Annotated in this window: 16 protein-coding genes; 7 read left to right on the top strand and 9 right to left on the bottom strand. The window is 61.1% G+C overall.

All coding sequences use genetic code 11. The features are described from left to right. Positions 1–15 precede the first annotated feature (15 nt). Genes ACOOE1_RS12360 through ACOOE1_RS12345 form a run of 4 tightly spaced genes read left to right on the top strand, consistent with a single transcriptional unit; the run spans position 16 to position 5,990 of the window. Complete coding sequence (locus ACOOE1_RS12360) at positions 16–1,410, top strand: HlyD family type I secretion periplasmic adaptor subunit (protein ID WP_420402499.1); 1,395 nt, start codon at positions 16–18, stop codon at positions 1,408–1,410. A 24-nt stretch (positions 1,411–1,434) separates the two neighbouring features. Beyond that, positions 1,435–2,736, top strand: coding sequence for a glycosyltransferase family 9 protein (locus ACOOE1_RS12355; protein ID WP_420402498.1), 1,302 nt, complete (start codon positions 1,435–1,437; stop codon positions 2,734–2,736). A 7-nt stretch (positions 2,737–2,743) separates the two neighbouring features. Next, positions 2,744–5,161 carry a hypothetical protein gene (locus ACOOE1_RS12350; protein ID WP_420402497.1) on the top strand — a complete coding sequence of 806 codons (2,418 nt, stop codon included), beginning with the start codon at positions 2,744–2,746 and terminating at the stop codon, positions 5,159–5,161. Beyond that, positions 5,151–5,990 (top strand): FkbM family methyltransferase, encoded by an 840-nt coding sequence (locus ACOOE1_RS12345; protein WP_420402496.1) that lies wholly within the window; start codon positions 5,151–5,153, stop codon positions 5,988–5,990. The genes ACOOE1_RS12350 and ACOOE1_RS12345 overlap by 11 nt, the downstream gene beginning before the upstream one ends. A gap of 242 nt (positions 5,991–6,232) precedes the next feature. On the opposite strand, the gene ACOOE1_RS12340 is transcribed toward ACOOE1_RS12345, so the two are convergent. The 9 genes from ACOOE1_RS12340 to ACOOE1_RS12300 all read right to left on the bottom strand — a co-directional run bounded on the left by ACOOE1_RS12340 (position 6,233) and on the right by ACOOE1_RS12300 (position 13,913). Next, on the bottom strand, positions 6,233–7,423 hold the full coding sequence (locus ACOOE1_RS12340) for a methyltransferase (RefSeq protein WP_420402495.1): 1,191 nt from the start codon (positions 7,421–7,423) through the stop codon (positions 6,233–6,235). Positions 7,424–7,479: 56 nt separating this feature from the next. Further along, positions 7,480–8,193 carry a cytidylyltransferase domain-containing protein gene (locus ACOOE1_RS12335; protein WP_420402494.1) on the bottom strand — a complete coding sequence of 238 codons (714 nt, stop codon included), beginning with the start codon at positions 8,191–8,193 and terminating at the stop codon, positions 7,480–7,482. Next, positions 8,190–8,852, bottom strand: a complete 663-nt coding sequence (locus ACOOE1_RS12330) for a hypothetical protein (protein WP_420402493.1) — start codon at positions 8,850–8,852, stop codon at positions 8,190–8,192. The genes ACOOE1_RS12335 and ACOOE1_RS12330 overlap by 4 nt, the downstream gene beginning before the upstream one ends. Then, entirely contained in the window at positions 8,849–9,529 is a 681-nt protein-coding gene (locus tag ACOOE1_RS12325) for a glycosyltransferase family 2 protein (RefSeq protein WP_420402492.1), read from the bottom strand. Before ACOOE1_RS12325 ends, ACOOE1_RS12330 begins: the two co-directional genes overlap by 4 nt. Then, a complete protein-coding gene (locus ACOOE1_RS12320; RefSeq protein WP_420402491.1) occupies positions 9,526–10,068 on the bottom strand; it encodes an SAF domain-containing protein in 543 nt (180 codons plus the stop codon). Before ACOOE1_RS12320 ends, ACOOE1_RS12325 begins: the two co-directional genes overlap by 4 nt. A gap of 8 nt (positions 10,069–10,076) precedes the next feature. After that, the gene (locus tag ACOOE1_RS12315) at positions 10,077–10,982 is read right to left on the bottom strand and encodes a shikimate dehydrogenase family protein (RefSeq protein WP_420402490.1); all 906 of its coding nucleotides are present in this window, start codon (positions 10,980–10,982) and stop codon (positions 10,077–10,079) included. 70 nt (positions 10,983–11,052) lie between these two features. Then, a complete protein-coding gene (locus ACOOE1_RS12310) occupies positions 11,053–11,424 on the bottom strand; it encodes a VOC family protein (protein WP_420402489.1) in 372 nt (123 codons plus the stop codon). Between the two features lie 187 nt (positions 11,425–11,611). Continuing rightward, positions 11,612–13,258 carry a diguanylate cyclase gene (locus ACOOE1_RS12305; protein ID WP_420402488.1) on the bottom strand — a complete coding sequence of 549 codons (1,647 nt, stop codon included), beginning with the start codon at positions 13,256–13,258 and terminating at the stop codon, positions 11,612–11,614. 427 nt (positions 13,259–13,685) lie between these two features. Beyond that, a complete protein-coding gene (locus tag ACOOE1_RS12300) occupies positions 13,686–13,913 on the bottom strand; it encodes a hypothetical protein (RefSeq protein ID WP_420402487.1) in 228 nt (75 codons plus the stop codon). A 247-nt stretch (positions 13,914–14,160) separates the two neighbouring features. On the opposite strand from ACOOE1_RS12300, the gene ACOOE1_RS12295 reads away from it, so the two are divergent. The 3 genes from ACOOE1_RS12295 to ACOOE1_RS12285 are packed head-to-tail and all read left to right on the top strand — an operon-like array spanning position 14,161 to position 16,852. Further along, on the top strand, positions 14,161–15,123 hold the full coding sequence (locus ACOOE1_RS12295) for an ArsR/SmtB family transcription factor (protein WP_420402486.1): 963 nt from the start codon (positions 14,161–14,163) through the stop codon (positions 15,121–15,123). Next, the gene (metF, locus tag ACOOE1_RS12290) at positions 15,123–15,989 is read left to right on the top strand and encodes a methylenetetrahydrofolate reductase [NAD(P)H] (protein WP_420402485.1); all 867 of its coding nucleotides are present in this window, start codon (positions 15,123–15,125) and stop codon (positions 15,987–15,989) included. Before ACOOE1_RS12295 ends, metF begins: the two co-directional genes overlap by 1 nt. After that, positions 15,986–16,852, top strand: coding sequence for a homocysteine S-methyltransferase family protein (locus ACOOE1_RS12285; RefSeq protein WP_420402484.1), 867 nt, complete (start codon positions 15,986–15,988; stop codon positions 16,850–16,852). The genes metF and ACOOE1_RS12285 overlap by 4 nt, the downstream gene beginning before the upstream one ends. Position 16,853: the final 1 nt, after the last annotated feature.

Here is a 16,853-nt window from a genome sequence, read left to right as displayed (position 1 = left end):
GGAGTAATCGCAAGAATGTCAGAGACACTCCCGGCGACGCTCGACAACCCGATCTTCTCGAAGAGGCTGCCAATCGCAAAGCGGGAAGCTTCGAGCGCGACCACCGACGAAAACCTGTTGTCCCAAGCCCCCTGGAGAAAATCCGCGCTTTTTGGGTGGGGCATGCTGTTTCTTTTCTTCATCCTGTTCGGCGGATGGAGTGTGGTCGCGCCCCTCGCGAGCGCCGTTCGCGCGCCCGGCAAGCTTCAAGTGGTTAGCGAGGCCCAGGTCGTTCAGCATTTCGAAGGCGGGATCGTCAAGGAGATACTGGTCCAAGAAGGGCAACGGGTCCAAAAGGGCGATGTGCTGCTCCGCCTGGACCCGCTAACAACCGATGCGCAATTCGCGCAACTCGAAAACAAGCTGTTTTCTCTTCTTGCAGAAAAGGCACGGCTCGAAGCCGAGCGTGACGGGCTGTCTTCGATTGAGTTTCCGGAACGTCTTCTGAGCCGCAGCGATGATCCCGAAATCGCGGATCTGATCAGGCGGGAAGAATCCGTTTTCTCGAAACAGCGCACTGCGACGAATGACCAGAAACAGCTGATTTCCGAACGAATCGCCCAGTACATAACGCAGATCGACGGCGCCAACGAACGGCTGGTGTCGACGCGTAAGCAGATCGAAATCGTTGAAGAAGAGCTGGCTGGCGTGATGACCCTTTACGATAAGGGGCTCGAACGGAAGCCGCGAGTGCTCGCGCTTGAGCGCGCCAAGGAGCAGCTCAAGGGCCTTGCCGCACAGCTGGAGACCACGGTTGCCCAGTATAGGCAATCGATCAATGAGCAGGAACTGCGCCGCTCCGCGCTCGAAAACGAGCATCAGTCGCAGATTTCCGCCCGGTTGCGAAACAACGCCCTGCAACTCGCCGATATTCGCGAGCAGGAAAGTATTTGGAAGGACCGCAGGGAGCGGATCCAGATCCGGGCGCCGCGCAGCGGTCAGGTTATTGACTTGAAAACCCACACTGTTGATGGCGTTGTGCGGTCCGGCGAGCCCCTGATGACCATTATCCCGACCGAGGACGAGTTGATCGTGACGGCGAAGGTCAAGCCGAAAGATATTGATGCAATCCTGATCGGAGCACCCGTTCAGCTTCAGCTGGCAGCATTCAATCCGCGCATCACGCCCCCCATTGAGGGGACCCTGACGTCGGTTTCACTGGATTCTGTTCCGAACTCAGGGAGAGGGGGAGAATTCTTCGAGGCAAGGATTGCGATCGACCCGGTATCGTTGAAGACAAATATCCCGAATGCACAGCTATCGGCCGGTATGACCGTCTCGGCATTGATTTCTGTCGGCGAACGAACGTTGTTCGAATACGTCGTGACCCCGCTGAGCGCGAGCCTGAGTCAAGCGATGCGAGAGCCCTGAGAGACGAAGTAGAAATTTAAGCCGATGTCGGAAAAAGCCGACCGCTTGATCGTGCCGACGCCTGAATCGTCGCAGGCGTCGCCTTCGATCGCCTCTCTCAGTCTGAAGGTTCTCATCAGCACCGGGGATGCGCTTCTTGCGCAAAGGCGGCTGGGCGTCGCGAAACTGCTTTTCCAAGAGGCCCTGAAACGGAAACCGTGGTCGAATCGCGCCCTGGCCGGACTCGGAAGAGTGTACAACGAAAAGCTCGTTCCGGATCGCGCACTGTTATGCCTCTCCAAACTGTCGGTTTATCGTCCCGATTTTCCGCGGGCGGCAGCAGGTTGCGCGCGCGCGTTCTCGTCCCTGGGGGACTACCGCTCGGCCGAGAAATGGTTCGAGCGTGCGACTATTGTAGAACCCTCAATGCGCGGGCATTCGGTCGCTCTTGGCGTGACCAAACTGCGACTGGGAAAGTGGCAAGAAGGTTGGGCCCTCTACGATCTTCGCGAGGGTCGTGAGACCCTCATCCAGACATTGGGACACGATCGTGTTTGGGACGGAAGTGGCGATATCGACGGAAAGCGCGTTCTTGTCGTCGGAGAACAGGGTTTCGGCGACCATATTCATTTCATGCGGTATTGCCGGCTCCTAAAAGAACGGGGCGCCTATGTCATTTTTCTTACCCGCCCCGAAATCCAGAGACTGGCGAGCTGGCTGCCGGAAATCGATGAGGTTGTGACCAACCAGGACAAGACCCGGTTTGATTATGCGGTCATGGCCATGAGTCTGCCGCGGTTGTTCTCGACGACGCCAGAAAGCATCCCGCTGAGGCAACCCTATCTTTCTCCTCCAAAGCGCCAGAGCGAACGGGAAACCGAGCGGTCGCCCTTCAAGATCGCAATCGCATGGAAAGGAAACCCGGATAATTCCAGGGACGCGGTCCGCTCTTGCCCGGCCTACCTGATGGCGGAGCTTGTCCGCGAATTCGAGCATGTGGAATTCACCGGCCTGCCGTTCGACTTGGCGGCGGAAAAGGATCCCGACCTTGCGGCCATCACACCGTTATGCGGCGAGCATGCTGACTTTGCCGGCGTGGCTGAAGCGCTGGGTGAAATCGATCTGGTCATCTCCGTCGATACAAGCCTCGCCCATCTTGCGGCCGCGATTGGAAAGCCAACGTGGATCCTGATCGGTCATCACCCGGACTGGAGGTGGCTCGTCCATGGCGCGGACAGCTTGTGGTATGAATCGATGCGTCTGTTTCGCATCGATAGCGATTGGAGCGAATTGATCCAACGTGTAAAAAAGGAACTCTCGCTACATCTGCCCGCAGGCCTTAGATAATCCGAAAATGGAACAGAAAACCGCGATAGAACACACCGTCGGGCTTGTGGCGCTTATCGAAGAGAAAAGCATCCTTGCCACTTTGACTTCTCCGGATGATGCCAATCATTGGGATGCCGGGGGGCAGCATTTGATCCGGAATGAGCAAGTCGGTATTGCAGCAACGTTCTTCAAGCGAGCTGAAATACTTGAGAGATCATTCAATGAGGGGATCACTTATCGTTACGCATTGACCCTGGAGCTGCTGGGAGAGTTTGACGGAGCGGCGAAACGCTATCGGGATGTCATTCAGAAAGGCGAGCGGCATTCGCGGGATGCCCTATACCGTGCGGTAGGATGCCTGCACCGGCTCCAGCGTCCGCAAGATATCGTCGATTTGTTGCACGCCGAAGAGCCCGGAGACTGGCAGAAATACGCCGGGCTTCATATGACTGCCGCCTGGGCATTCGCGTGCAGGGGCTTCATTGCGAGTGCCGTTGCATGGGTTTGCTGGGATTCGGAAATTCACGACCGGTCGAGTGCTGCGGCTGACGTCTTGAAAGGGCTGTTGCGGTCCAGAATCGATGCTGACGGACAAGACGCCACAAGCCTGATCTTTCCGCTGGCGGGTGAACGGATCTTCCAGATCCGCTGGCTCGCGTTGGCCGTGATACGTTGGCTTATCAATAGTCAACTGGCGGAGAGCTTGGCGTGCGCGCTGAATAGCCCGGACCTCATCCGCCAGACCGACGGGAAATGCCTCAGCTATACGGCAGCATTCATGCGGGAATGGCCCGCGGCGGAAGATGCGTTCCGCGGAGCTCGTCTGGCGTTGCTGTGGCGACCGGACGACCCGGCCGGTATCGCCGCAATCCTCCCGCATGACTCGGAGTTCGAAGAATATTCTCGAGATTATGTATCGCGCTGGGCAAGGGCGGCGATCGTCACTCCAAATATCGAAGAGGCGACGGCAAATGACGCCGTCATCGTCCTCAAAATGCTCAATGATCATTCGGTTTCGGATCTATATGTATGGCGGGCGGCGGACAGGTTCCGTGCGAGTCCCCCGCTTCTCTACAATGCCGGATCACACTTGAACGAGCGATCTTTCGCGGAGCTCGCGGAGCCATTTCTGAAACGTGCGATAATCTTGGCTCCAGACTATGCGAAAGCGCTCAGCGCTTACTCGGTTTCGAAGTCGATCATGCTTGAGTCGCAGGACGGTGTGCGTTTCTCGAAAAGCGCCATCGCCGCAGATCCAAGGCTGCAATCGGGATATACAAATCTCGCAATGGCCTGCCGCGGTCTGGGCGATGTGGCCGGCGCACTGGAGGCCGGTCTGCAACAGCTCAGAATCGCACCGACCGATGCGATCGCCAGAATGGGCGTCGCATTCAATCAGCTGACCCTCGGCGCGATTGAACAAGGATTCGAGAATTATCGGGTTCGCTGGGCGCAAAAGAACTTTCCGTCTGCAAAGCGGTCATTCCCTCAGCGGGAATGGATGCTCCAGAAGCTCCCGCTGGGAAAAAAGGCCCTGATCTATATGGAACAGGGCATGGGCGACGAGCTGATGTTCTCTTGGTTCCTAAAATATGCGGAAGAGGTTGCGCCGGGGCAGATCGTTGTCGAATGCGACTACCGCCTGCTGCCGGCGTTTCAGAGGTCTTTTCCGGATATAGAGTTCTTGCCGCGTACCACACCGGTCCTTCCGCGCCTCTATGAGACGGATATTCTCTACAAGGTGCCGATCGGCCATCTTCCGAGTATGTTCTGCCCGAAACTACGGGCGCTCATCCGGGAGCGGTGGGCTCTTGCGCTCAAACCTCATGTCAGTGGCTATGGTTGGATCCAGCCGGACCATGAGCGGGTGGAAGAATGGAGACGTAAACTCGATCGTTTGGGGCGCAATGAGCGTGTTTGCATCGGAGTTGCTTGGCGAAGCCAGACTCTGAACAGGCAACGGAAGCTACAATATCTCAGCCCGCTCGAGCTGGCGCATAGCCTCCCGGAGAACGCGATCGCCGTTAACCTTCAATACGTCTATGAGCCGGAAGAACTGGAAGAACTCCGCAGAGAAGCCGCCAAGCGTGGAATTGATGTGGTCACGTTCCCGGACCTGGACCTCAAGGACGACTTGTCCGATGTGATCGATCTATGCGGTGCGCTGGATGCCATCGTAACACCGCTTATTTCCACGGCCTTCATGGGAGGGACGATCGGGACGCCCACATGGGTCTTCAGGAGCGCCGAGTCCAAGAGCCTATGGCAGCAACTCGGGACGCCGCATATTCCATGGATTCCATCAATTCGCGTCCTGTTCAGGGATCCGCGAGAGCCTTGGGACGACATTATCGTGAATATGCGATCCACATTGACAAAGGTTTCCGAAAAAATTGTTGGAAAACGCCAAATCACAAGAGGCGCTCCCGGGAATGCAGGATAAGGACGAGCTGATCAGGCTGCCTGCGAGATTGTTCAAGGGGGATGATCTTTACCTCCCACTGAACAGTTTGGGGTACAAGCAATCTGATATTACGCTGAAAATACCCAAAAAATTCCTGAAAGACCAAAGTATTCGCCGTCTTGCGTATGATGAATATCATCGTGGTGGTTTCGAATCCGTTGAGCGTTCAATGTTGATGAAACTAATACCGGAAGATGGAATATTTCTCGATATTGGGGCGCATTTTGGTCTGTATTCAGTATTTCTAGCGTATCACAAATCGAAGTTGAATTGTTTTGCCTTCGAGCCGGCGCCGGATAATTTTGCGGTTCTTCTCGAGAATTGCGCGTGTAACGTAAGTAATCGGCGTGTTTCGTGTTTTCCGAAGGCGGTCGGTGCACATTCCGGTGTCGGTTTCCTGCGTACCAACACAAGCATGGGGCATCACGTTGTAAAATCTCCGGAAACCAGTTCCGATTCCAATGTGCTTGAGATAGAAGTCTATACGCTGGATGAAATACTAACGAAATTATACAAAAAATATCCAAGAAATACTTCAGCTTGGATAAAAATAGATGTCGAGGGGAGGGAACTGGATGTCTTGTCGGGCGGAAAGGAAATCTTGAAGGAAGGTGCCGTGGATGGCATTCTCTGGGAATATTCCGTTGGGCCGATCGAGAATCCACATAAAGACGAAATCAATAGGTTTCTTGGGAAAGCAGGATTTACGTCATATATCGTTTCTGAATCGAATATAATTTCGGTGCGCGATCAAGCAAGAAGAACAGAGTCAGAGCGCCAGATCATCCGAAGTCTTCCTCTGGTCTGAAGGGGCGGCGCAAATTGAGCCGGCTTATCTCGCGTCGCCATAATTCGACTCCGGTGTCTGTCCGGATGGCCGTTTTCGAACGCGGTTTCCCCACTGTCTGTCCAAGGGAACATGGCTGTCGGGGTGCCGGCGGCGGTCTGTCGGGTCCTATTCAGGCCGGAGTGCGGCCGTCGAGCAGACGGTCCGGAGAATGCCGCCCACGAACACGGCCCCCGGGTGCTGCAGGGGGGGCGAAATCCGTATCAACGGCGCTTCACGAGAGCCAGGAAGAGTGTCGCAAGAGGCTCTCCGCCCTCCTCGCGCATGGATCCGCGGCGCATCTCTACGAGCGCCAGTCCCGCGTTCCCGGCGCAGCGTTCCAGATAGTCGAGGCTGTGGCTATGGGCACCGTCGAGGCCAATCCCGATGCCATCCCCGCCCGGGTCGACCGGTTCGTGCGCGGTCATAAGGAGTCCCCCACCGGGGTGCAGGCGGGCGCTCACCGCGCGGAAAAAGGGCTCCAGGTCGCCGATATACGAACTGACGTCGGCTGCGATGGCGACGTCGTACGGCATGTCTTCCCGCGCCAGTGCGGCGACGGCGTCGTCCTCGACGAGCCGGTGATAGATCTGCTTTTCTTCGGCAACGCGTAGCATTTCCGGAGACATGTCGATCCCCGTCAACTCCGTGCAGTAAGATCGGAACGCGGCGCCCGCGAGGCCGGTTCCGCAGCCGAGATCGACGGCGCGCGGGGCCTGGTGCTCTTCCGACAGGATGCCGCAGGCGAGCCCGAGAAGCCGAAGCGTCTCGGGGGCCGAATATTTCAGCCGCCCGGTCAGGTGGGCGTCGAAATTCTTCGCATAGCCGTCGAACACTCTTTTGACATAAGTGCTGCTGTAGGCTTCCTGGACCGGAGCGATGCCGTGACGCGCAAGATCGCGGCGCACGCCCATCGGGTCCTCGGGAGCGATGCAGAGCGCGGCCCGGTAGAGCCGGATGGCTGCCTCGGTGCGTCCGGCGAGATCGAGAAACTGACCGAGAATGAAGGTCGCCTCGAGACTGCCCGGTTCCGAGAGCCGGAGCCGCCGCAGGATCCGGAACCCGCGTCTTCGCTGCTCGTCGCCGAACGCCCGGAGCGCGCTCATCAGCGCGGCCGGGCCGTGCAGCGGATCGAGCACGAGCAGCCGCTCTGCCGCTGTGGTCCCTGAGCTGTCACCGGCGCCCAGATCGTTCAGATAGGCCGGGACATCCGGATCGAGAGCGATGGCCCGCTTGAGGGCGGCGCAGGATTCCTGTCCTGCCGCGCGCTGTGCGGCGGCGAGGTTGGACCAGTGCAGGGCCGTGTCGGCTGCGTCCAACGCCTTGCGCCGCAGGATCGGAAGCGCGGTATCCCAGTCGCCGGAGCCGACGGCGTCGCGCAGGATATCGATTTCGTTCCCGGGATCCTCGGCCATGACCGGATGGTAGAGGAGGCCGGTCCTTTCAGGAAGGACCGATCGCAACCGGGGGTTCAGCGCCCGCCATGTCTCGCGAAATATTCCAGCGCCTTCTCGGCCATGTAGAGGTCGAAGGCGTCGTGGATGTCGATGCCGGAAGCGAAATCGTCGATCTCCAGGATGTCGACCTTCATGCCGGTGCGTTTGCCGGCCCGGATCAGGTCGGCGCGGATCGCCGAGGCAAGGCCGGTATCCTCACGGAACAGAGGCTTGCGGGTCTGGCGCGGGCCGTAGATCGCCATCCAGTCGAACACCCGCTCCCACTCGCCGGCCTCGTTGCGGGACCAGAAATTCTTGTGCGTCTTGTTGGCGACGAAGACGGTTTCGAGGCTGTCGTCGGCCTTCAGCCGATTGACGCAGTCCGCGATCCATTCCGGCTTGCGGAAGATATCCGTCGGCTGCAGGAATACGACGATGCCGAACGGGCCGTCCAGTTCTTCCGCCCGCTCCAGCGCGTCCTTCAGTACCGGCTCGGTCGGGGTCAGGTCTTCGGCAAGCGAGCCCTCGCGCAGGAACGGGCACCAGGCCCCGGCTGCGACGGCCGCGTCGCGGATCTCCTCGCTGTCGGTGGTGACCAGCACCCGGTCGCAGACCCCGGAGGCCAGCGCATGCTCGACGGAATGGGCGATCAGCGGCTTGCCGCCGATCGGCTTTACATTCTTGCCCGGCAGGCCCTTGGAGCCGCCACGGGCGGGCAGGATGGCGAGGACGCGGTCAGACTTGCTCATGCGATGGAATTCCTGAACTCGGTGAAACGGTCCGCGACCATCTCGGCCATGGCGAGGCTCATGTCGTCGCGGATATCGACAAGGGCCCAGAACTGGTCGACCACCTCGAAGCCGACCGCGTCGCCGAGACGGCGGCCTTCGCGGATCAGCTCCGGACGGGTGGCCAGCGCGAGACCGACGACTTCCTGGAAATAGGTCGAATTGCGCCGGTCGCCGCCCGGGCCGAGGGCCTGGATCGTCTTGTCCGGATCGAGGCGCCAGAGGCTGGCGTCGAACTGGCGCACGCAGACCACGCTGTCGAGATGTTCGCGGGCGGCGAGATTCTCAGCCGTGCGCCGGATCAGTCCGCGCGGACGGAACGGGTGGGTCGGCTCGATCACCACGATCTGTTGCGCCGGGAAGGCGTCCAGCACCTCCACCAGCGCATCGAGGTAGGACTCCGCCCGGCGGTCGTGGATGGTGATCCTGTCCGCATAGGGCGCGGCCTGTGCCTTCACGGCGTCGTCGTCCGCGGTCAGCACGATGCGGGCGTCCGGCAGATCCTCGAGCGCCGCCTCGATGGTGCGCACCAGACTGGACGTCCCGTCGAGCGGTTGCACGATCCGCGGCGTCGAACTGGCGCCGGAATAGACCGGGATGATGATCAGCGTCTCGTTCATGGCGCACTCGTCCGGATATAGTCGATAACCTCGGCGACGCGCTTGGCGCGGCCTTCGTCGCGGCCCTGATGGATGCCGTGATGGTGATAGACCCGGAGGCCCGGCTCGTAGAGGATCTCGTGGCCGAGCGCGATCATGCGCTTGCCCCATTCCCGGTCCTCGACGCCGCGGATCTCCTCGTCGAACGGATGCAGGTCCCAGATCGATTTGCGGATGCCGGAGTTGGCGTTGTGGAAGAAATAGTCGCGGCGCTGGCGCACCCGCTCGTCGCGGAAGGTTGTCCAGAGGTCGCGCCGGTCGACCGCGCTGGTGTCGGGCAGCGGCTCCTGGCGGCCGTAGATGCCACAGAGCTTCGGGTCGCCGTTCGGGCCGAGATGGGCGAGCAGATAGTCGGCCCAGAGCTCGTCCACCGGCACGCAATGCGAGGAGATCAGCGCGACCGTGTCGTATTTCGCCGCGGCGATGCCGATATTCAGCGCCCGTCCGTAGGAGAACTCCTCGCGGCTGATATATTTGATGTTCACGCCGTAGGCCTCGGCGATCGGCAGCGTGTCGTCGGTCGAGTCGTTGTCGACCAGGATGACGTCGATATCCTTCACCCGCTGGTGCTTCAGCGCGGTCAGGCAGCGGCCGATCCAGGCGGCCTCGTTCTTCGCCCGGAGTACGACGCTGATCATGGCTTCCTCCAATCGTCCTCGTCCACGACCCCGAAATCGAGGGCTGCACCCGCGCCGAGATCGTAGAGCGCCTTCTTGCCAATCACGTTGTCCTTCAGGCTGGCGCAGATTCCCGGCCCGCCTTTCTCCTCGGCAATATCCGCGTCTTCGAGCACCTTGCCGTGCGGGATCGGCCGTGCCGCCTTCAGGGTCGGCCGTGCGAGGCGGTGCAGCTCCAGCCGTGCGACCGGAGTCGGCGCGAACAGGATCGGGCCCTTGATCTCGCCCGTTTCCTCCAGCGCCCGGAGCCGTTCCAGCGCGTCGAGATCGTGCACCAGATAGGCAGCGCGGGTGCCCGCCTTCAGCAGCGGCGCCTTGGTCAGATGGTCCGCCGGAATGACGATATCGAAATCGGCGGCGACAGCGTCCAGCTCCTCGTGCCGGATCGCGTCGAGATGGATCGGCCAGGTTTCCGCCTCGACCGTGTCCGCATGGTCGCCGAGCAGGATCACGCCATGCTCGAAGGGATGCTCGTGTTCGCCGAGAGGCCGGATCTTCATCGCACCGCTTACCCCGCGTTCCGCATGGCGTCGCGCACCCGGTCGATGCTCAGCGCGCCGGGATTGGCCTTTTGGAAGGCGATCACCGCCTGGTCGAGATTCATGCCGAGCCCGTTCCGCGTCTTCAGCCCGCGCTGCGCCGCCCTGGAAAGCAGTTCGGTCTCCAGCGGCTGGTAGATGATGTCATAGACCAGCGCGTCGGATGGAAGTGCATCCAGCAGCGTGTCGGCCTCGGCGCCGAGCGGCGTGCCTGCCGGGCCGTCCTGGTAGCCCGCGGTCGTGCAGTTCACCAGAACGCCGCAATCGGATAGCAGCTCGCCCGTCAGCGGCAGGGGGGCGGAAGAAACGTTGTCGCCGAGCCGGATCGCCGCCTCCTTGGCCTTCGTTTCGGTGCGGTTGGCGACAACCAGCTCTTTCACCGCCCCCGCGAGATAGGCCGCGACCGCGATCCCGGCGCCGCCGAGCCCGATCAGCACCGCCTTCCGCCCACCGAGATCCGGCAGCGCGTCGGCTATCTGCGAAAGCGCGCCCGCGCCATCCGTGTTGGCGCCGACGAGAGCGTCTCCGTCGCGGTAGATCGCATTCACCGCACCGATCCGTTCCGCCTCCGGCTCCAGCCGGTCAAGCAGCTTGGCGATTTCCTGCTTGTGCGGCACCGCGACCGCGCCGCCGACATAGCGCTTGTCGGCCTTCAGCGCCGCGACGAGCCCCGCGAGGTTCTCCGGCGTTACGTCCATCGGCACCATCGCCGCATCGATTTCGCCGGCCTTGAAAGCGGCGTTCCAGAGCAGCGGCGAGCGTGCGCCCTTGGACGGCGTCAGCCCTAGGATCGCGGCGTATTTCGCCGTGCTGATGGTCGGGTCGTTGTCGAGAAAGTCCTGCACGTGGATATGTCCCGGTTGGCGGTGCGGCACGCGGCGGAATCCCGCCGAAAAAACTGGGGGATGGTTTAGCGCAGGACGGGCGTGGGAGGGAAGGGCGATCTCAGACGTGCTGGTCTATCAAGATCCGGTTTCCGTCGGGATCTTCAAGCTGGCAACTTGCCGGCCCGGTCGTATCCTCGTCGGCTTCATTCGCAAGAACAATTCCCCGGTTCTTCAGCTGTCTCTGGATATCCCGGATGTCGGTGAAGTCTTCGAGTGCATTTGCATCAGCGTCCCATCCCGGATTGAAGGTGAGAAGGTTGCCTTCGAACATCCCCTGGAACAGGCCGATAACGCAGTTTCCGTTGCGCATGATCGCCCATCCCTGATCGCCATCGCCGCCAGAACGCCGAAATCCGAGCGCTTCGTAGAACGCCACGGAACGTGCCAGATCCTTAACCGAAAGACTGACTGAGAAAGTGCCGAGTTGCATGATTCCATGTCTCCAGGCTTGGAATGAAGATGCTTCAGAAAGTCAGTCTTCCGGCGCTGGCGCAAGGCATCCGGCAGGCCCTGCGTGTCTCCCTTGGATGGTCCCAGCAAGAGATCACCCGCCAGCCCCAAGCGGGGATGTATGGACGGATGCGGTGTCCGGATCCTCTCCCGGCTCAGGCGCCTCCCTATCGTGGCGTGAACGAGGTGATCCGGTTCCGGCCGTTCTTTTTCGACTCGTAGAGCGCGAAATCCGCATGCTTCTGGAGCAGATCGGCATCGTCCGACGTCTCGTCGAGCGCCGCCAGTCCGAAGCTGCAGGTGATGGAGAACGTCTGGCCATCCGCTTCGAACGCGATCTCCGAAATGCCGAGGCGCAATCTTTCGAGGAGCGCGTGCGCGATGGTTTCGGGCGATTCCGGCAGAACCAGGCAGAATTCCTCGCCGCCCACGCGCGCGACGATATCGGAGGCCCGCAGTTCGGATCCGAGGAACGCGGCTATCTTCTGCAGCACCTCGTCTCCGACGCCGTGTCCGTGGGTGTCGTTGACGATCTTGAAATGGTCGATATCCATGATGGCGATCGACAGGGGGTGCTCGTAGCGGCGTGCCCGGTCGATCTCCCGATCGAGGCACGTTTCGAGGTAACGCCGGTTATAGAGGCCCGTAAGCGGATCCTGCGTCGCCAGTTCGGTCAGTTTCCGATTTGCTTCGTCGAGTTCCCGGGTCCGTTCGTCGACCCTGCTTTGCAGGGTTTCGTTGAAGTCCTTCAGGGCGGCGATCATGACGGAGAAATGCTGGGTCAGTTCCTTGACTTCGCGCCATCCGCCGGCATTGGGTGGCTGTTCCAGTTCACCGCGCGCCACCCTCGCGGTGTGCGCGCGCAGGTTCTCGATCGGCTTGGCGATGAAGAAAGACAGGCCAATTCCGGCGAGGATTGCCAGCAGCACGATGAAGAATTCGGCGATGTAGATCAGCTTCTCGTTCCGGCTGACCAACGCATCGACCTCGGCCTCGTTGATCTTTGCGACGAGTCCCCAGTCGAGTTCCGGAAGGTAGCGCGTCGAAGCGAGCACGGGGCGTTCCAGGTAATCCGGGGCATGATCCATGAGGAGCTCGTTGCCCAGCATGGCCTGGGTGATCGGGACGTCGACCCTGTCTTTGGAGACCCGGCGCTGGAAGGCCGCCTTGTGATCGTACTTCAAGGGAACGGCGAACAGGGCGTCCCCGCTCTCGTGACGCACGGCGAACAGCCATTCGCCGGTCTCGCCGAGGCCGGTGCGCTGACGAATCAGTTCGGCGATAAAATCGGTGGAGAAGGTCAGGCGCACATGACCGGCGAGTTGATCTTCGAACACGAGCGGGGCCACGCTCGCGGCAATGACTTCGTCTTTTTCAAGGACGAGATCGATACGTGTACTCGAAGCCTGGCCGGAGGCAAGTTTCCTGGTCACCGGTTCAGGCGAAGTGGATGCAATCAGCCTGCCGGACTGGTCGTGGATGGAGATTTCCTTCAGGTGGCCGAGGCCCTGTTTCGCATCGAGGATGATGCGGGTGATGTCCATGGCATGTTTTGCATCGGCTGTCCGGTTCCATTCGGCCAGATTGCGCCGCAGCTGGGTGCGGCTCGCGACGAGGGCCGTCGTGTCCTTCATCCGGTCGACGGCGGTCAGGAGCCGCTGTTTGGCAATCTGGGAGAGCGCGGCGAGGTTCTCGGAGAACAATTGGCGCGAGTACTGGCCGAATTGCCCGTTTAGATACTGCAGTCCAAAGAATAAAGGAGCTGCAGACAGGACTATGAACGCGATGATGAGGAGATGTTTGAGGCGGATCACTGTCTAGCTCACAAGAACTGCATACGATGAGACCTGATGGGAAGTTCTGATTATAATCAGATTTGATGAAAACTTCCCTAATGTGCCGCTTGGTCGCCCGTTAACAGTTCTCATTTCCGCGATTTCGTCTGGATCCCTCGGGAACAAGGGCAGGTTCGGGTTCTGCCTGATCGTCTGCAGATCGTCCCGGCTGCGGATCAGCCGCCCCCTGCAAATACACCGGGATTCCGGATCTCCCGCGCCGCGCGGTCACGTGCGGGGTCGGCGAAGGACCTGGGCCGCTGGCGCAGAGCTTCGCAACCTGCCGCCTTGCAGTCCCGCCTCGAACTCAATGCGAATGGGCTTCGCGCACCTGAAGAGCTAGGGGTTTGGAAAATCGGCCTTAAATCTCGGACACCCTGCTGCAGGTGCCTCGTTCTGCCGAATTCTACGACGTGATCGGCGGATGCTGGTGAAGGCCGCTCTGCTCTTTCTGACGTTGGATGATCGCGTCGACATCATCCTCGAGCTCTTGCTCGTATTGCGCAAGCTCCTCGCTTGCTTCGCCTTTGCCAACGCGATGGATCAATATGGTCACGATAATCCAGAACACCGCCGCGACCGCCGCGAAGAACAGCGCGATCATTCCAGCCGATTCGATGAACTCGAAATGCATGTGTCGACCCCTTGAGACGGGTTGGCGGCTTGCTGAAGGAGCCCGTTCTCTGCCAATGACCGCGTTGTATATCAAAGCCCCTGCCGAACTCAAGCATCGCGCCTCATCAGGCCTGTCGTGGCCAAGACTCACGATTTCCTGACTGAACTGGCGGCATCTGGTCCATGCGCTGCACAATGTGCTTGATTCTCGGCAGGTCAACACATAAAAACATAAAGACATGTTTATGTGATTGTGTGGTTGGGCCATGGAAACATTGCTGCAGGGCCTTCGGGCCGTCTCCGAGCCGACACGGCTGCGCATCCTGATTCTGTGCGCCCATGCAGAGCTCTCTGTGACCGAACTGGTTCAGGTCCTGGGGCAGAGTCAGCCTCGGGTGTCCCGTCATCTCAAACTCATGGTCGAGGCCGGCCTGCTCGACCGGCATCAGGAGGGCAGCCGCGCCTTCTATCGCCTCGCCGAGGACAGCGAGGTCTCCGATCTGGCCCGCATCCTGGTCGACCTCACCCCCGACGATGACGACGTCATCGCCGTCGATCTGGAACGCCTTGAAGAAATCAAGGTGCGGCGGGCCCAGGTGGCGGAGGAGTATTTCCGCCGCAACGCGAAGCACTGGGACGACCTGCGCGGCGAGCATATCGATGACGACAATGTCGACGAGCGGCTGAAGCGCAGGATCCTGAGTGCCCCGGTCCGCGATCTGCTGGATATCGGCACGGGGACCGGCCGTGTGCTCCGGCTGGTCGGGGATGAGGTGCGCTCCGCCGTCGGTGTCGACAATTCGCGCGAGATGCTGGCGATCGCCCGCAGCTATCTTGACCAGGACACGCTCCGGAACTGCCAGGTCCGGCACGGTGACATGTACCGCCTGCCGTTTCCCGCCCACCGCTTCGATGCGGTGACGGCGAACATGCTGATGCATTACGCGGACAATCCGGGCGAGATGGTGCGCGAGGCGGCGCGGGTGCTGCGCCCGGGCGGCCGGCTCGTCGTGGTCGATTTCGCGACTCACGATCTTACCGACATGCGCGAGCGCCATGCCCATCGCTGGCTCGGTTTCTCGGACGCCGACGTCGAGCGTCTCTTCATGAAGGCCGGACTTGAACTCCAGGATGTCGAGCGGATCGATGGCGGCACGCTCACCGTCTGCATCTGGACCGGCCGGTGCCGGATCGAAGTCGCCAATGATCTCGTTGCGGAGGCACTCTGATGACCGAGGATCTGTCCGTCAGTTTCGAATTTTTCCCGCCGACCAGCGAGAAAGCGGAAGCGCGACTCTGGAATACGGTCGAGAAGCTGGCGCCACTGCGTCCGGCCTTTGCCTCGGTGACCTATGGCGCCGGTGGCACGACCCGCGAGCGTACGCTGAAGATCGTGAAGACCCTGAAGCAGGACGGCCGCATGGTGCCGGCCGCGCACCTGACCTGTGTCGGCGCCGAGAAGGCGGAGATCGATGACATCGCGCGCGGCTGGCTTGGCGAGGGCATCACGCATCTCGTCGCGCTGCGCGGCGATCCGCCGAAGGGAAGCGGCGAATACTCACCGCATCCGGGCGGTTACGCGAATGCCGCCGCGCTGGTCGAAGGGCTCCGCAAGATCGGCGATTTCGACATCTCCGTCGCGGCCTATCCGGAAGCGCATCCGGACTCGCCCTCCGAGCGCGCCGACATCGAGAATCTCAAGGCGAAGATCGGCAACGGCGCGGCGCGCGCGATCACGCAGTACTTCTTCGATGCCGAGCTGTTCCTGCGCTTCCGCGACAAGGTCGCCGCGGCCGGGATCGACGTGCCGATCGTTCCTGGGATCATGCCGATCACGAATTTCGGCAAGACGGTGAATTTCAGCAAGGCCTGCGGCGCGACGGTTCCCGATTGGCTGCATGCCCGTTTCGAGGGGCTGGATGAGGATCCGGAAACCCGAGAACTGGTCGCCGCCAGCACGGCCGCCGACCTCTGCCACCAGTTGATGTCCGAAGGCGTCACCGACTTCCATTTCTATACCCTCAATGTGCCCTCGCTGACCTATGCCGTCTGCCACCTTCTCGGGATCCGTCCGGACGTCTCGGAGGCGGCATGAGCGGAGGCGGAGAGCGCATTCCCCACGCCGCACCCGCTCCGGCAGCCCAGCTTGCGCGCTGGGTCGGCCAGGACGGCTGCGTGGAAGCGCTCAACATCGACCGGCCAAAGCTTGTCATGAAGGTGCACCGCCGTTTCGTGAAGGCGGGGGCGGAGATCATCTTCACCAATTCCGGCAATGCGGCGCCGCAACTGTTGCGCAATTTCCGCATGTTCGACGAGGCCTTCGCCGTCAGCTATCTCGGCGCCGAACTGGCCCGCACGGTGGCGGACGAGGCGGCGCACCGGGTGCATGTCATCGGCGATGTGCGTCTGCCGTCGCGCGTTCCGGTTACCGGCTACATGACGGAAGACGAACTCGGTTCGGCAGCGCGCTGCCTTGTTTCGGCGCAGGTCGCCGGCGGAGTCGATGCGGTTCTGCTCGATCTCCCCGCGCGTCCAGCCCAGCTCGCCGCGGCGCTGAACGGTGCGCGCTGGGGGATGAGCGAGGCGAAACGCGCGGTGCCGCTGCTGCTCTTGCTGCGCCCCGCGATGGCGCCGGGCCAGGTCGACCGCGAACGATTGTATGACGAACTGTCCGGGGCCGCAGTGGTCGCCGCCACCGCGCGTGTCGCGGCGCTCGGTGTCAATCCGGGTGATCTTCCGGAAACAGCGCCCGACCTGCTGGAGCACGTTCTCCCGTTCTGGAACGGTACGATAGCCCTCGGCCCGGCTGCCGACGCGGCGACCGTGCGGGCGCTTTGCGAGAACCCGCTGCTTGGCGGCCGGCTTGCATTTCTTCCCTCTTCCTCTCCGCGCGATCTCCGGCGCGTCATCAAGACGAGCCTCGGATCCGCGGCGGCGGTCATTCAACGGAGAAACTGAC

The organism is Nisaea sp. (assembly GCF_965216895.1).
Classification (GTDB): domain Bacteria; phylum Pseudomonadota; class Alphaproteobacteria; order Thalassobaculales; family Thalassobaculaceae; genus Nisaea.
Note: the sequence above shows the minus strand (reverse complement) of the source record. Positions and strands in the feature narration are given on the sequence as shown.

Excerpts from the sequence above, each read along its gene's own strand:
- ACOOE1_RS12360 (WP_420402499.1), top strand. The coding sequence starts at position 16 with ATGTCAGAGACACTCCCGGCGACGCTCGACAACCCGATCTTCTCGAAG.
- ACOOE1_RS12355 (WP_420402498.1), top strand. The coding sequence starts at position 1,435 with ATGTCGGAAAAAGCCGACCGCTTGATCGTGCCGACGCCTGAATCGTCG.
- ACOOE1_RS12350 (WP_420402497.1), top strand. The coding sequence starts at position 2,744 with ATGGAACAGAAAACCGCGATAGAACACACCGTCGGGCTTGTGGCGCTT.
- ACOOE1_RS12345 (WP_420402496.1), top strand. The coding sequence starts at position 5,151 with ATGCAGGATAAGGACGAGCTGATCAGGCTGCCTGCGAGATTGTTCAAG.
- ACOOE1_RS12340 (WP_420402495.1), bottom strand. The coding sequence starts at position 7,423 with ATGGCCGAGGATCCCGGGAACGAAATCGATATCCTGCGCGACGCCGTC.
- ACOOE1_RS12335 (WP_420402494.1), bottom strand. The coding sequence starts at position 8,193 with ATGAGCAAGTCTGACCGCGTCCTCGCCATCCTGCCCGCCCGTGGCGGC.
- ACOOE1_RS12330 (WP_420402493.1), bottom strand. The coding sequence starts at position 8,852 with ATGAACGAGACGCTGATCATCATCCCGGTCTATTCCGGCGCCAGTTCG.
- ACOOE1_RS12325 (WP_420402492.1), bottom strand. The coding sequence starts at position 9,529 with ATGATCAGCGTCGTACTCCGGGCGAAGAACGAGGCCGCCTGGATCGGC.
- ACOOE1_RS12320 (WP_420402491.1), bottom strand. The coding sequence starts at position 10,068 with ATGAAGATCCGGCCTCTCGGCGAACACGAGCATCCCTTCGAGCATGGC.
- ACOOE1_RS12310 (WP_420402489.1), bottom strand. The coding sequence starts at position 11,424 with ATGCAACTCGGCACTTTCTCAGTCAGTCTTTCGGTTAAGGATCTGGCA.
- ACOOE1_RS12300 (WP_420402487.1), bottom strand. The coding sequence starts at position 13,913 with ATGCATTTCGAGTTCATCGAATCGGCTGGAATGATCGCGCTGTTCTTC.
- ACOOE1_RS12295 (WP_420402486.1), top strand. The coding sequence starts at position 14,161 with ATGGAAACATTGCTGCAGGGCCTTCGGGCCGTCTCCGAGCCGACACGG.
- metF (WP_420402485.1), top strand. The coding sequence starts at position 15,123 with ATGACCGAGGATCTGTCCGTCAGTTTCGAATTTTTCCCGCCGACCAGC.
- ACOOE1_RS12285 (WP_420402484.1), top strand. The coding sequence starts at position 15,986 with ATGAGCGGAGGCGGAGAGCGCATTCCCCACGCCGCACCCGCTCCGGCA.